Source organism: Microbacterium sp. W1-4-2 (genome assembly GCF_058349885.2).
The window spans coordinates 932859-947343 of the sequence record NZ_JBYRJC020000002.1; the positions used below are offsets into that span (position 1 = coordinate 932859).

9 protein-coding genes are annotated in these 14485 nt (G+C 71.4%); 6 read left to right on the forward strand and 3 right to left on the reverse strand.

Annotated elements, in window-relative coordinates; genetic code table 11:
* Positions 1–21 precede the first annotated feature (21 nt).
* Positions 22–1158 (reverse strand): iron-containing alcohol dehydrogenase, encoded by a 1137-nt coding sequence (locus AC3RX0_RS12080; protein WP_491506225.1) that lies wholly within the window; start codon positions 1156–1158, stop codon positions 22–24.
* Positions 1155–2318, reverse strand: a complete 1164-nt coding sequence (locus AC3RX0_RS12085) for a glycoside hydrolase family 88 protein (RefSeq protein WP_491506226.1) — start codon at positions 2316–2318, stop codon at positions 1155–1157. The genes AC3RX0_RS12080 and AC3RX0_RS12085 overlap by 4 nt, the downstream gene beginning before the upstream one ends.
* A gap of 138 nt (positions 2319–2456) precedes the next feature.
* Here AC3RX0_RS12085 and AC3RX0_RS12090 point away from each other — a divergent pair, with 138 nt between their 5' ends.
* The 5 genes from AC3RX0_RS12090 to AC3RX0_RS12110 all read left to right on the forward strand — a co-directional run bounded on the left by AC3RX0_RS12090 (position 2457) and on the right by AC3RX0_RS12110 (position 7520).
* A complete protein-coding gene (locus AC3RX0_RS12090; protein WP_491506227.1) occupies positions 2457–3281 on the forward strand; it encodes an IclR family transcriptional regulator in 825 nt (274 codons plus the stop codon).
* A gap of 115 nt (positions 3282–3396) precedes the next feature.
* On the forward strand, positions 3397–4503 hold the full coding sequence (locus AC3RX0_RS12095; protein ID WP_491506228.1) for a substrate-binding domain-containing protein: 1107 nt from the start codon (positions 3397–3399) through the stop codon (positions 4501–4503).
* 72 nt (positions 4504–4575) lie between these two features.
* A complete protein-coding gene (locus tag AC3RX0_RS12100) occupies positions 4576–5409 on the forward strand; it encodes an ATP-binding cassette domain-containing protein (RefSeq protein ID WP_491506229.1) in 834 nt (277 codons plus the stop codon).
* Positions 5406–6665, forward strand: a complete 1260-nt coding sequence (locus AC3RX0_RS12105) for a sugar ABC transporter permease (RefSeq protein ID WP_491506230.1) — start codon at positions 5406–5408, stop codon at positions 6663–6665. Before AC3RX0_RS12100 ends, AC3RX0_RS12105 begins: the two co-directional genes overlap by 4 nt.
* A gap of 48 nt (positions 6666–6713) precedes the next feature.
* On the forward strand, positions 6714–7520 hold the full coding sequence (locus AC3RX0_RS12110; protein ID WP_491506231.1) for an IclR family transcriptional regulator: 807 nt from the start codon (positions 6714–6716) through the stop codon (positions 7518–7520).
* Positions 7521–7710: 190 nt separating this feature from the next.
* Here AC3RX0_RS12110 and AC3RX0_RS12115 read toward each other — a convergent pair whose 3' ends face one another.
* Positions 7711–10599: a helix-turn-helix transcriptional regulator gene (locus AC3RX0_RS12115; RefSeq protein ID WP_491506232.1), complete on the reverse strand. Its 2889-nt coding sequence runs from the start codon at positions 10597–10599 to the stop codon at positions 7711–7713.
* A gap of 32 nt (positions 10600–10631) precedes the next feature.
* Between AC3RX0_RS12115 and AC3RX0_RS12120 the strand changes: the two genes are divergently transcribed.
* On the forward strand, positions 10632–14483 hold the full coding sequence (locus AC3RX0_RS12120; protein WP_491506233.1) for an AAA family ATPase: 3852 nt from the start codon (positions 10632–10634) through the stop codon (positions 14481–14483).
* Positions 14484–14485 lie beyond the last annotated feature (2 nt).

The window sequence follows — 14485 nt, forward strand, 5'->3', positions numbered from 1 at the left end:
GACGAGGCGTGGCACGTCCCGTCAGATCGCCTTCTCGTACAGTGCGATGAGGTCGTCGAGCGACACCTCGCGGGGGTTGCCGGGCAGATCGGCCTGGATGAACGCGTCGCGTGCGAGCTCGGGGATGGCCTCGACCGGGACGTTCACGTCCGCGAGCCGCTGCGGCACCCCGGTCTCGTCGGCCAGGCGGTGCACCGCCGCGGATGCGCGCAGGGCGGCCTCGCCCTCGTCCAGGCCCGCGACATCCTCACCCAGCGCCGCTGCGATGCGTGCGAACCGTGCGGGGGCAGCCGGGATGTTGAAGTCGATCACATATGGCAGGAACAGTGCGTTGGCGGTGCCGTGGTGCACGCCGAAATGCGCACCCAGGGTGTTCGCCAGGGCGTGCACGGCGCCCAGGCCCGCGTCGTGGAATCCGATGCCCGCCATCGATGACGCGACGAGCATGCTGTACAGCGCGTCGGCGTCGCCGCGCGAGGCCGCCACGAGGTTCTTGCCGATGATCTCGATCGCGCCGAGGTTGATGGCGTCGGTGACGGGGTTCGCGCCCTTGGCGACGTAGGCCTCGATCGCGTGGGTCAGAGCATCCATTCCCGTCGTCGCGGCGATCCGTCCGGGGAGCCCGGCGACCACGCGGGGATCGAGCACCGCGATCGTGGCGAACATGAGGTCCGACACGATGATCATCTTGACCTGCGTCTCGGGGTTCATGATGACCGCGCCCTTGGTCACCTCCGACCCCGAGCCGACCGTCGTCGGGATCACGAGCACGGGCAGGGGCCGGTTCGTGAAGCGGTCCACGCCCTCGTAGTCGGCGATGTCGCCCCCGTTCGCGCCGAGCACCGCGACCGACTTGGCCACGTCGATGCTCGAGCCGCCGCCGATCGCGACGATGACGTCCGCCCCGGCGTCGCGCCGGGCAGCATCCGCCCGGCGCACCGTGGCGATATCGGGGTTGCCGACGACGTCGGCGAACGTCGTGGTGGGCAGGGTCGAGCCCAGCACGTCGGTGACGGTCGCATGGATCCCCGCGGCGACGATGCCCGGGTCGGTGACGATCAGCGCGTGCGTGCCGAGGGCTGCGAGTTCGGCGGCGGCGGTCTCGAGGGCGTCCGCGCCCATGATCAGCCGCGGCGGCGATGAGAAGTGCTGGCTCATTGCAGGATCTCCTGGTGTGTGTCGGTGGACGAGGTCTGATCGGCGATACCCGCGAGGGTCCGCAGCTGAGACGAGGATGCCAGTCGCCAGAGTGCTTCGGTGAAGTAGTAGTCGCCCCACATCACAGACTCGTCCACGCCCAGTCCGCGCGCGGAGTGGTAGATCGCGTGGCGGATGACGCCTTCCCAGCTGCCCGTCGGGTCGGCGAGGTAGCCCGGGCCGGCGAGAGTGCCGAGGATCCGGGCCGCATAGCGTGCGTAGTCGGCGCCGTGACCGCCGGCGAGCCCGGCCAGCTGCAGCAGGCCCGCCGCGGCGATGCTTGCGGCCGATGCCTCGTGCTTCTGAGTCGGGCGCGGGTCGTCCCAGTCGTTCGGCGGGACGAGGGCATCTCCGGTGCGCTCGATGTAGGTGCGGGCGAGGGACTCGGCGGTTGTGAGGAAACGCGGGTCCTCGGTGTGCAGGTAGGCGGTGCCGAAGCCGTACAGACCCCACGCGAGTCCGCGCGCCCAGCAGGAGTCCGCGCGGAACCCTTGATGCGTGGCCGCGCGGAGGAACTCGCCCGAGGCCGGATCGAACCAGCCTTCGTGGACGGTGGTCGCGTCTCCGCGCACGAGGAAGCGGCGCGTCGTGAGCGCGTGCTGGACCGCGACGTCCGTCAGGGCGGCGTCGCCGCGCAGGGTCGCCGCACGGAAGATGATGTCGATGTTCATCATGATGTCGATGAACGTGCTGCCGGCCGCGACCCATGTGCTCAGGTACCGCCCGTGCGGATTGAAGCGACCGGCCATCGTGCGCCCGGCCTGCACGAGGACGTCGGCGGTGCGTGCCGACGGCTCCAGTTCGTGCCAGCGGCCCCAGCTCGGCGTGAAGATGAAGCCGATGTCGTGCGTGCCGGTGTCGAGCTTGCGCTGCTCCAGCGCCAGACTGTAGCGGCGGGCCGCGTCGTACCAGCGGGACTCGCCGGTGCGCTCGGCGAAGATCCAGAGCTGCCCCGTGAGGAATCCCGCGGTCCACACCGGAGCCCATGGGTCTTCGTCGAAGACCCATTCGCCGTGCGTCGTGTACACCGGGACGCGGTCGGGGTGTGCCGCGATGAGCCGGTCCACCTGCGACTGGGCGACGTCCAATGCGCGATCGATGTCCAGTGGACGCTGCGGCATCGGCTTCTCCCTCGTCTCACGACGGCTCCTGCGAGGCGTCATCACGACGCTAGATCGGGGCTGGCCTACGATCAATAGCGGTGAGATAATGGTGTTTGCGAGGTGCTAACGCTACGACGAAGTAGGGGTGAGCATGCCATGACCGAAGTTCCCGACGCGGCCGCCGCAGGCATCGTTCGCACCGTGGGATCGGTGCGACATGCGATGACCCTGCTGCGGTGTCTGGCCGCGGCCGGCGCGCCGTTGACGCTCAGCACCCTGGCGCGGCGGGCGGGGCTGAGCAAGCCGGCGACGTACAACCTGCTGTCGACGCTGGTGGGCGAGCAGCTCATCGGCCGCGACGACCGGCTGCGATACGCGTTGTCGTGGCGACTGTACGAGTACTCATGCGCCGTGGTGGAGGCACAGCGGATGACGGGCGCCGCCCGGCAGGCGCTGCATGAGCTGGCGCGCGCGACCGGAGGCGCCGTGCTGGTCTCGGTGCTCGACCGTGACGGCGTGCTGTACATCGACAGAGAGGATGCCGCGACCATCCGCATGCGCGCGGACACGGGTTTGCGCTCGCCGCTGCACACGACGGCATCCGGCAAAGTGCTGCTCACCGCACTCCCGGAGCTGCGCGTCGATCGTGTGCTGCGCGCAGGCCTGGTGGCCAAGACGACGGCGACGATCACCGATCCCCGCGCGCTGCGCCGTGAACTGGTCGCCACGAAGGATCGCGGCTATGCCGTGTGCTGGGAGGAGCAGGAACCGCTGCTCTCGAGTGTCGCGGTTCCGGTGCTGCGCGCCGACCGCTCGGTGTGCGCGGCCGTCGCCGTCGCGTTCCCGACGGTGCAGCTGCGCGCGATCTCGCCCGACCGCCTCCGAGGGCGACTGCACGCCGCCGCGGCGCACATCTCCGCGGAGCTGGCGGCGCGGTCGCGACTCGCTCCAGGGCAAGGTCGGTCGATTAGCGAGCAATGAACGCTGTTCGCCACTGCCTAACACTTTTGTTCGGAAAGCCCTTGTTGCGCTCTGCGGCCGATGCGACGCTTCTGTCGATCGTCGAGGACGACGACACCAGGGATGGAGGCTTTCCATGAAGATCACAACCGGCGGCAGGGCGGCGACGCTCCTCGGCGCCGTCCTGCTGTTCGCGGGTCTGGGTCTGGTCGCGTGTGCGCCGGAGTCGGGATCCGCGGGTCCACAGCCCGGAAACAGCGATCAGGCGGCATCGGTCGAATCCGGCTTCAAAGTGGGGCTGCTGCTGCCGGACGAGACATCGACGCGATATGAGACGCAGGATCGCCCGAGCTTCGAAGCGGCGCTCAAGCAGGCCTGCCCGAAATGCGAGGTGCTCTATGCGAACGCGAACCAGGACGCATCGAAGCAGCAGCAGCAGGCGAACTCGATGCTGACGCAGGGCGCCAAGGTGCTCGTCGTCGACCCGTGGGACGGCGTGGCCGCTGCCAGCATCGTCGACCAGGCCGTCGCACAGCACGTGCCCGTCGTCGCCTACGACCGGCTCATCAAGAGCCCGCAGCTGTCGTACATCATCTCGAACAACTACGAGAAGGTGGGCGAGCTGCAGGGGCAGGCGCTCGTCGAGAAGCTGAAGGCCGACAAGGTTCCGGCCGGCAGCGGGATCGTCATGATCAACGGCGCCAGCACCGACAACAACGCCGTGAACATCCGCAAGGGCGCGCTCAGCCAGATCGAGCCGGCGGGCTACAAGGTGCTCGCCCACCTCGAGACGTGGGACGGCCCCACCGCGGAGAAGTTCGCCGCGTCGCAGATCGCCAAGTTCGGCAACAAGATCGTCGCCTTCTACACCGCGAACGACGGCAACGCGCAGGCGGCCATCTCGGCGATGAACGCGGCGGGCATGAAGCTCGTGCCGACCACGGGCCTGGATGCGACGCTCGCCAGTGTCCAGTCGATCCTGGCCGGTCAGCAGTACATGACCGTCTACAACTCCTTCAAGGGCGAGGCCGACCAGGCCGTCAAGGTGGCGCTCGAGCTCGCTCAGGGCAAGACGCCGACCTCGACCGACTCGGTCGACGGCATCCCGGCGTTCCTGCAGCAGCCGCAGTCGGTCACCGCCGACACGGTCGCATCGACGGTCGTGAAGGACGGGGTCTACAAGGTGAGCGACATCTGCACCACCCAGTTCGCGGCGGCGTGCACGGCGCACGGCATCCAGTAGGCGACCGGAGGCCGGCCGGGACCCGACCCGGCCGGCCGAAGGGTCCCTCGACGTCACCGCAGAAGGAGCACCGTGAGCACCACGACACCAGAACCCGAAGCGTCTGCCGCTGAGCGTCCGCTGCTCTCGCTGCGCGGCATCTCCAAGGCGTTCGGCGCCGTCAGCGCCCTGACCGACGTCGACCTCGATGTGTACGCGGGCGAGATCGTCGCGCTGGTCGGCGACAACGGCGCCGGCAAGTCGACGCTCGTGAAGATCCTCGCCGGGGCTCATCCCGCCGACGCGGGGTCCATTGAATGGCGCGGCGAGCCGGTGACCATCTCGTCGCCGCTGGACGCGCAGCAGCTGGGCATCGCGACCGTCTATCAGGACCTCGCCCTGTGCGACAACCTCGACGTCGTCCAGAACCTGTTCCTCGGCCGTGAGAGCGGATCGACGCTGGCCATGGACGAGGTCGACATGGAGAAGCGATCCTGGGGCCTGCTGGCGCAGCTGTCGGCGAAGATCCCCTCCGTGCGCATTCCCGTGGCGAGTCTGTCGGGAGGTCAGCGGCAGACGGTCGCCATCGCACGATCGCTGGTCGGAGAGCCGTCCGTGGTGATCCTCGACGAGCCGACCGCGGCGCTCGGCGTCGCGCAGACCGCCGAGGTGCTCAACCTCGTCGAGCGGCTCCGCGACCACGGGCTGGGCGTCATCCTGATCAGCCACAACATGGCCAACGTGCAGAACGTGTCGGACCGCATCGTGGTGCTCCGGCTCGGCCGCAACAACGGCGCGTTCATCACCCGCGACGTCAGCTACGAAGACATCATCACCGCCATCACCGGTGCCGCCGACAACTCCGTCACCAAGCGTGCAGCGGCCCACCACGTCGACAACCCTCCGGCGAAGGAGCAGATCAGATGAGCCTCAAGCCCCGGGTCGAGGCATCGACACCCGTGACCCTCGATCTGCAGGATGAGCGGCTGCAGTCCGCGACCGGCATCGCGGGTGAGCTGCGCACGCTGTGGGGTCGCATCCGCCGCGGCGACATCGGGTCGCTGCCGGTGATCATCGGCCTCGTGATCATCGCAGTGGTGTTCCAGACGCTGAACCCGCTGTTCCTGTCCAGCATCAACCTCGTCAACCTCATGCTCGACAGCGCGGCCGTGGGCACGATCGCCGTCGGGGTGGTGCTCGTGCTGCTCCTCGCCCAGATCGACCTGTCCATCGGCTCGGTCAGCGGATTCGCCGCCGCGATCCTCGCCGTCACATTCGTGCAGCTGGGGTGGCCGCTGTGGCTGTCGCTGACCCTGCCGCTCGCAATGGGTGCGGCGCTCGGCGCGATCTATGCGCTGCTGTTCCTCCGGTTCGGAGTGCCGAGCTTCGTCTCGACGCTCGGCGGCCTGCTGGCCGTCCTCGGGTTCCAGCTGTTCATCCTGGGCACCAACGGCTCCATCAACCTGCCGTTCGACTCCTTCATCGTGCGGTTCGCGCAGAAGATGTTCCTCGCGCCGGTGGCGTCGTACGTCCTCGTGGTGGTGATCGCCGGGGTGTATGTCGTCGTCACCCTCGCCTCCGCAGCCAAGCGGCGGCGCGACCGGCTGTCGGCGGCGTCTGCAGCGGGCATCTGGATCCGCGGCATCCTTCTTCTCGTCGGCCTCGAAGCGGTCGTCTGGTATCTGAACCAGTCGCGCGGAGTGGCGATCATGTTCCTGTTCTTCCTCGCGGTGATCGGCGTGGTGGCGTACGCCCTGCGCCGCACGCGCTGGGGGCGGGCCATGTTCGCGATCGGCGGCAACGTCGAGGCTGCCCGTCGCGCCGGCATCCGGGTCGATCGCATCTACTTGACCGCGTTCATCCTCTCCAGCGTGCTGGCTGCCGCCGGCGGACTGATGGCGGCCGGTCGCCTTGCCGCCGCGACCCTCAGCAGCGGGACCGGCGACGTGAACCTGGACGCCATCGCGGCGGCCGTCATCGGAGGCACCAGCCTGTTCGGCGGACGTGGCAGCGCGCAGTCGGCGCTGCTGGGCATCCTCGTGATCGAGGCGATCGCGAGCGGGCTGAACCTGCTGAATCTGGACTCGTCGATCCGCTTCATGATCACCGGCGGCGTGCTCGTGCTGGCCGTCGTGGTCGATTCGCTGTCGCGTCGGTCGCGCGCCGCGCACGGGACGGCGTGAGGGCAGTCGGACGAGTTACGCTCGACAGTGGCGAATCGAGGGAACGGAATGAACGCTTCACAGACGCAGAGCGCCACGGTGAAGGACGGATCCCGTACGGTCCGCTCCGTGGTCCATGCGGTCAAGCTGCTCAAGAGCCTCTCGAGGTCCAGCGGACCCAGCAGCCTCGGCGAGCTGGCGGCGGATGTCGGGCTGAGCAAACCGGCGACGTTCAACCTGCTCAAGACGCTCGAGCTCGAAGGCTTGGTGGCCAAGGACGGGTCCGCCCGCTACCGGCTGACCTGGGGCATGTACGAGCTGGGCAGCGCCGTCGTGCGCTCCACCGATCTCACTCGGGTCGGCCGATTCCACCTGGACACGCTCGCCGATGCGACCGGCGAGGCCGTGCTGCTGGCGATCCTGGACGACAATTCGGTGCTCTACATCGACCGCGGCCAGTCGGCGGACTCGTTCGCGATGGTCGCGAACGTCGGCAGGCGCTCGCCGCTGCACACGAACGCATCCGGCAAGGTGCTGCTGGCGTGGCAGAGCGCGGACTTCCTCGACGAGTTCCTGGGCTCCGGTCCGCTGGAGCGTAAGACGCCGTACACGATCACCGACCCCGAGGTCCTGCGCGCCGAGCTCGCGGCCGTCCGGCGAGACGGGTATGCGATGTGCGCGCAGGAGCAGGAGGAGGGGCTCTCGAGCATTTCGGTCCCGGTGATCGGTCACACCGGAGAGGTCGTGGCGGCGATGACGATCGCCGCGCCCACACAGCGCATCGATCTTCGCTCGGCGCCCGGACTGCGCAAGCAGCTGATCGCCGAGGCGGCGGCGATGTCGAGGCACCTCGGATCCGAGACGGTGGGGGAGTAGGGCACGCTCTCCCGGCGGTTGTCCACGCCCGACGCCCGATAAGATCCGTGAACTCACGGATCCCGGGCCGCCACGAAGGGGTCAGGCTGGCAGCGTGCGCATCGAGATCGTGCTGGACGACGCGGATCCGCCGGTCGGTCGGGTCCGCTGCCGTGGGGAGGCGATGCCCTTCCGCGGCTGGATCGACCTGCTAGCCGTGCTGTCCGGAGTCCTCGAGACGTCGAGCGACGAACACGGCGAGCTCGGTGCGCGAGCGCAGCCCGAGCTTGGTGAGGACGTTTGACACATGGCTCTCGACCGTTCGCCGCGAGACGCTCAGACGCTGGGCGATCTCGGGATTGGTCGCGCCCGTGGCCACCTGGTCGGCGATGCGCAGCTCGGTGCGGGTGAGCGAGCCCCAGCCGAACGTCGGCCGCGCGCGCGGATGCGCGAGCACCGCGACGCCCGCGCGCCGGAAGACCGCCCGCGTGCGCGCGACGTCGTGATCGGCGCCGATCTCGGCATACAGGCGCAGCGACGACTCCGCGAGCGCCCGGGTCTGGTCGTCGCGTGCCGGCAATGCGAGCGCCGCGAGCTCGGCCAGTCGCGCGGCATCCAATCGTCTCGGCGTGCCCGCCATGAGCCGCGCGGCCTCGACGAGCGCCCCCGGCTCGCCGTCGCCCTCCCCGTCCCCGATGCTCGGCACCGCCCCGGCGTTCTGCACCGCCAGCGCGGTGGCCCGCAGGTGGGTGACGCCGGGGTTGCGATCGGCGAGCGCGGTGACGACCTCGGCGACCTCGTGCGCGGACTCCAGCGCGACCCGCCGCTGCGGGGCATGGGTGTGCGCCACGCGGTGCGCGAGGGTCGCGAGGTCGAGGGCGAGGTCGGCGCAGTCCATCAGCATGTCGCCGTGGCGCAGCTCGTGCCAGCCGTCCCAGAGCACCGCGAAGGTCGCGGCGTCGTCGCCCCGCGCCCGCGGGGCCTGGCTCAGCCCGAGCCACATCCAGGCGCGCCCGCGGCCGGCCCAGAAGGAGCGGTCGGGCGGCGGGTCGAGCAGGGTCGACCATTCCAGCGCGGCGGCCGGCCCGCTCTGATGCGCCACCAGGTGGGCGCGCAGTCCGAACATCGGCGGGTTCATGCGGACATCCATCGAGTCCACCAGGGACCGATGTGCGTCGAGCTCGGCCGTGGTGTCGGAGAGGATGCCGGTACGGCTGCGCGCCTGCGCGCCGAACGCGTGGGCGGCGACCACTCCGGTGCGGTAGCCGAACTCCTCGGAGACCTGCAGGGCGCGCTGCAGCAGGGCGAGCGCCTCGGCGGTGCGGTCGGTGTCGGCCAGCGCCAGGGCCAGCAGCGCGTGCGGGAACGACTCGATCGAGCCGAGGGACGGATGCCGGTCGGCGGTCGCCGTCGCCTGCATGAGCAGATCGATGCCGAGGTCGAGGTCGCCCTGGAACTCGGCGATCTGTCCGTGCAGTGTGAGCGCGAGCACTTCGGCGCCGTGGTTGCCGACCTCGGCGGCCATCTGCGCGCCCTCGCGGGCCATGCGCTTGGCGCCGTCGAGATCGCCGAGCATGAGACGGGGCCAGCCGGCGAACGCGAGGTGGGCCGCTCGGTCGGCGGGCTCGAGCACCTCCGAGACGGCGTACCGCTCGGTCTGGTCGCGGGCCTCGGCATGGCGATGCTGCTGCATCAGGGCGTGCGTGTAGGTCGCGCTCAGGTCCGGCAGCACGTCGGCGGGGACGTCGCGCCGCAGCGCGCTCTCGGCCAGGGCGCACGACTGCGCCGCCCGGCCGGCGCTCAGCGCGGCCCGCGCCAGGCCGGCCGTCGCTCGGACGTTCATCGCGTCGCCGGGCGCGGTCGTGGCGATCACGCGTTCCCAGAGCTCGGCGGCCGTCGCGGGGGCTGCCAACGCCGTGCGCTGCGCGAGCTGCAGGATCCACGGCAGGTCCTGCGGCGCGGTCGGGGCGCGCAGCAGATGCCCGGCCACGGTCTCGGGCGCGACGTCGGCCGCATCCAGCCGCAGCGCGATCTCGCGCTGCAGCTCTGCGCGCACCGCGGTGGGCAGGTCGTGCAGCAGCACCTCCTGGATGAGCTCGTGCCGAAAGCCGAGCACGTCCTCTTCGGTCTCGGCGAGGAACCCGGCGGCGAACGACTCCTGCAGCAGCGGGACGAGCGCGCTCATCGGGCGATCTGCCACCACGCGCAGCTGCGCGACCGAGAACCGGGTGCCGAGCAGGGCGGCCGAGCTCAGCAGCTCTCGCGTCGGGGCGCTCAGGTGGCTGAGGTGGCGCATCATGACCATCGCCAGCGACGGCGAGGGGCCCACGGGCGCGTCCAGCAGCGCCTCTCCGCTCGCGCCGATCGTGAGCGCGCCGTCGCGCAGCAGCGCTCGGACCATCTCGGTCAGGAAGAGGGGATTGCCGCCGGCCGCGGTGACGTACCGCGCGAGCGGTCCCTCGACCCGCCCGCCGGCGAGACGCTCGGTGATCTTCAGGCACGCCGCGTCGGACAGCGGGGTCAGATCGATCGGCCGCAGCAGGTCACGCTCGCTGAGCACGCTCAGCAGCCGGTCGAGCTCGGGCGGCGTCTCGTGCCGCGCCTGCGTGCGCATCGAGCCGATGATCGTCAGCGGCAGCTGCTCGAGCGTCCGGCTCAGTCGGGCCAGCAGCCCGAGCGAGTCGGGGTCTGCCCACTGCAGGTCCTCGAGCACGAGGATCGTCGGCGCGACGGCCACCTCGTCGATCAGCGCGTACAGGCGCTCGCCGGCGGCGTAGCGGTTCGGCTCCGAGACGACGACCCGGTCCTGGTCCGACAGTCGCGGGGCGAACGCGTCGATCAGCAGCCCGTAGGGGCGGCGACGGTCCATCGCGTCGGCGCTCGCGGTCAGCACGACGTGGTGCGGCAGGGCCCGCCGTACCGCCGCGTCGATCAGCGACGTCTTGCCGATCCCGCCCTCGCCACTGACCGCGATGAAGCGACCGGTCGGCGCATCGCCCGTGGGGAACGCCTCGACCAGTTGGTCGAGCTCGGCATCACGGCCGATGAACACGTGCCGGGGCGGAGGGGAGGGGACCGCACGGCGGATCGTCGAGCGCATGCGCTGGCCCCCGCCTTTCTCCCAGTACCCCCGTGCCAGAGTCTACCGGCGGCGGTGCGCCGATGAGCGGGCGGGAGGGCACTCTGCAGCCGTTCGCCTCACGGCTGGCCGCGGAATGGCTGCGCGACTGCCCCGAGCGCCGGCACCGGCGCCTGCCGGGCACGATGGTCTTCGCCGACATCTCCGGTTTCACGCGGCTGACCGAGCGGCTCGCGCGGCGCGGCAAGGTCGGCGCCGAGCTGATGAGCGACACCCTCGACCAGACGTTCGCGACCCTGCTGGCCCCGGCGCTCGACGACGGCGCCGACCTGCTCAAATGGGGCGGTGACGCGGTGCTGCTGCTGCTCCGCGGCGACGGCCACGCAGCCCGGGCCGCGCACGCGGCGCATCGCATGCGTGCGCGTCTGCGCGAGCTCGTGCGCACGCGCGCCCTGCCGGTGCCGGCGCCGTTGCGCATGTCGATCGGGATCCACAGCGCCGACGCGGGCGACGGTGACGACTCCCGCGGATTCGACTTCTTCTTCGTCGGGGACACGGCCAGCCATCGCGAGCTGATCGTGGCCGGTCCCGAAAGCAGCCACCTCACCGCTGTCGAGCAGGTGTGCGGGGCCGGGCAGATCCTGGTGAGCGCCGCGACCGCCGCGCTCCTGCCGGCCGGAGTGCTCGGGGGCGTCGTGGACGTCAGGGGGACGGCTGCGCGTCTGCTCGGCTCATGCCCGGCGCCCGCGCCGGCGCCGCCGTCCGAGGCCGCCGCCGTCGAGGCATCCAGCCCCTCCATCGCCGACACGCTGCCGCCCGGCATCCGCGCCCATCTGCAGGCGGGCCTCGCCGCCCCCGAGCATCGGCCGATCGCGGTGGCGTTCGTGCAGTTCTCGGGCGCCGACGAGCTGCTCGAGAACAGAGGGGTGGATGCCGCGACCGGCGCCGTCCACGACGTGGTCGCCGCGGTGCAGCAGGCGTGCCTGCGCCACGGCGTGACGTTCTTCGAGTCCGACATCGCCGACGACGGCGGCAAGATCATGCTCACCGCGGGCGCGCCGCGCAGCGCCGGCCACGACGCGGAGCGGATGCTGCGGGCCGCGCTCGACATCGCGTCGCACAGCACGACCGGGCAGGATCGGCTGCTCGACGTGCGCGTCGGCGTGAACGCGGGGCACGTGTTCACGGGCGAGCTCGGTCCCGCGCTGCGACGGACGTACTCGATCAAAGGGGACGCGGTCAACCTGGCCGCCCGCCTGCTGGGCCGTGCGGCGGCCGGGCAGGTCGTGGCGACCATCCGCGTCGTGGACGAGTCGCACGCCGACGTCGAGAGCGAATCGCTGCCGCCGTTCGCGGTGAAGGGCAAGCGTGACCCGGTCCACGCGGTGGTGGTGCGCCTGGTGCGGGAGCGGTCGGGCACGAATCACGACCAGACGCGCTTCGTGGGGCGTCGCGCCGAGCTGGCCGCACTGCGCTCGCGGCTGGCCGACGCGATGGCCGGACGGGGATCGGTCGTGGACGTGGTCGGCGAGCCGGGCATCGGCAAGTCGCGGCTGATCGGCGAGCTGGGCGATCCCGAGGGGATGCGGCGGCTGGTCACGGGGGTTTCGAGCTATGACAGCGCCACCCCGTACGCGGCGATCGGGGTGCTGCTGCGGGCCGTGCTCGGGCTCGGACCGCATGCCGCACCCGCCGAGGCGACGGCCAGACTGGTGGACGACGTGCGTCGCAGCGCCACCGACCTCGTGCCGTGGCTGCCGCTGCTGGGCGTGCCGCTCGACCTCGAGCTGCCGTCGACCCGCGAGGTCGACGAGGTGGACCCGAAGTTCCGGCGCGGCCGGATCGAGGCCGTCACGGTCGCGCTGCTGGCGGCGCTGCTGACCACGCCGACGATGTTCGTGTTCGAGGACACCCACCTGATGGACGAGGCGTCGGGCTCGCTGCTGCACCGGCTGAACAGCGAGGCGCACCGGCGGCCCTGGTGCGTGATCGTGACGCGCCGCGAGATCCCCGTGGGGTTCGTGCCGCAGATCGCCGAGCCGGACGACGAGCGCATCGCGCTCGGCGAGATGGCCCCGGAGCAGGCCTTCGAGCTGCTCGAGTCCGCCGTCGGTGCCACCCGTCCGAGCCGGCACACGCTCGAGGCGATGGCCGAGCGTGCGCACGGCAACCCACTGTTCCTCACGTCGCTGGCCACGAGCGTGCACTCGTCGGCCGGGGTGGATGACCTGCCGGGCTCGGTCGAGGCGGTGCTGCTGGTCGACATCGACCGCCTGGCACCCGCCGACCGGACGCTGCTGCGGCTGGCCGCGGTGCTCGGTACGCGCTTCGACCCGGTCTTCCTCGCCCGGGTGCACCCGGACCGGGTCCGCCCCGACGAGATCACCGGCCGGCTGGACGAGTTCGTCCGCACGGTCGAGTCCGGCGAGCTCGAGTTCCGCCATGCGATGGTGCGCGACGTCGCCTACGCCGGCCTGCCGTTCCGGCAGCGCCGCGAGATGCACGAGCGCGTCGCGCTGACCCTCGAGGCGTCCGGCGGCGACCGCGGCGCCACACCCGATCTGCTGAGCCTGCACTTCCACGCGGCCGGGCTGTACGACAAGGCGTGGTCGGCGTCGCTGCGCGCGGGCGCCGAGGCGCGCGACAAGTACGCGTACGGCCAGGCGGCGGCGTTCTTCGAGCGGGCGCTGGACAGCGCCGCGCACCTGCCGCAGATCGCCGCCGCCGCGCGCGCGGCCGCCTGGGTCTCGCTCGGCGAGAGCCTGGACATGGCCGGGGACGGCACCGCGGCGCTGACCGCGCTGCGGCGCGCGCGGCGCGAGATGGGCGCCGAGGTGGTGGCCACCGCCGACGTGCTCTACAAAGAGGCGCGGATCACCCTGCGGCTGGGGCGCTACCGCCCGGCTCTGGCCCAGCTGACCCGCGCCATGCGGCTGCTCGACGGCGCGGAGGGGACGGCGGCGGATGCCGTGCGCGCCCGGCTCGCGACTCGATACGGCTTCTGCATGCATCTGCAGGGCCGGGCCGTCGAGGCGGTGCGGTGGGGTCGGCTCGGGGTGGGCTGGGCCGAGGCAGCCGACGACCGCGAGGTGCTGGCGCACGCGTTCAACGCGCTGCACCTGGCCTACGGCGCGTCCGCGCTCGCTGAGGACCGCCCGTACGGTCAGCTCGCCCTCGCGCTGTACGAGCAGCTCGACGACCTGAGCGGGCAGGCGCTGACCCTCAACAACCTCGCCATCGACGCGTACAACACCGGCGGCTGGGGGCAGGCGATCGACGCGTTCACCCGGGCGGCCGAGAGCTTCCACCGCCTGGGCGACGACGCCAACGAGGCGACCGCGGTGTACAACCGGGCCGATGTGCTGGTGGCACAGGGGCGGTACGACGAGGCACTGCCGGTGCTGCGGGTCGCCCTGCGCCTGGCGCGCCGCGTCGACGACGAAGAGCTCGTCGGACTCGTGCTGCGGGAGCAGGCGCGGGCCGAGGCGGGCACTGGCGATCGGGCGAGCGCCTGGGCGTCGTTCGAGCGGGCCCGCGCCGTCCTGTCGGGGCTGGAACTGGCCACCGAGGTCGCCCTGCTGGACGCCGCCCGCGCCGAGGCGCTGGCCGGCGAGGGGAACACCGCGCAAGCCCTGGAGCTGATCGACCGGACGATCCGGGCCGCCGAGGCGAAGGCATCCGACACCCTCGCCCGTCTGCATCGCATCCGGGCGCAGGCCCTCGTCGCCCAAGGGCGCCACGAGCAGGCAGCCGCCGCTGCGCGGGCGGGACTGGCCCGGACGACCGGGACGTACGGCGGCTACGAACCCGCGCTGCTGCGCCTGGCGCTGGCCCACGCGACCCGCGACCCCGCACTGCAGGCGGAGTCGCGGCGCGCGTTGGACGCCCTGGGCGTCGTGGCCTGAGC

Coding starts and splice junctions, on each gene's coding strand:
- AC3RX0_RS12105 (WP_491506230.1), top strand. CDS start 5,406: ATGAGCCTCAAGCCCCGGGTCGAGGCATCGACACCCGTGACCCTCGAT.
- AC3RX0_RS12080 (WP_491506225.1), bottom strand. CDS start 1,158: ATGAGCCAGCACTTCTCATCGCCGCCGCGGCTGATCATGGGCGCGGAC.
- AC3RX0_RS12110 (WP_491506231.1), top strand. CDS start 6,714: ATGAACGCTTCACAGACGCAGAGCGCCACGGTGAAGGACGGATCCCGT.
- AC3RX0_RS12085 (WP_491506226.1), bottom strand. CDS start 2,318: ATGCCGCAGCGTCCACTGGACATCGATCGCGCATTGGACGTCGCCCAG.
- AC3RX0_RS12095 (WP_491506228.1), top strand. CDS start 3,397: ATGAAGATCACAACCGGCGGCAGGGCGGCGACGCTCCTCGGCGCCGTC.
- AC3RX0_RS12115 (WP_491506232.1), bottom strand. CDS start 10,599: ATGCGCTCGACGATCCGCCGTGCGGTCCCCTCCCCTCCGCCCCGGCAC.
- AC3RX0_RS12090 (WP_491506227.1), top strand. CDS start 2,457: ATGACCGAAGTTCCCGACGCGGCCGCCGCAGGCATCGTTCGCACCGTG.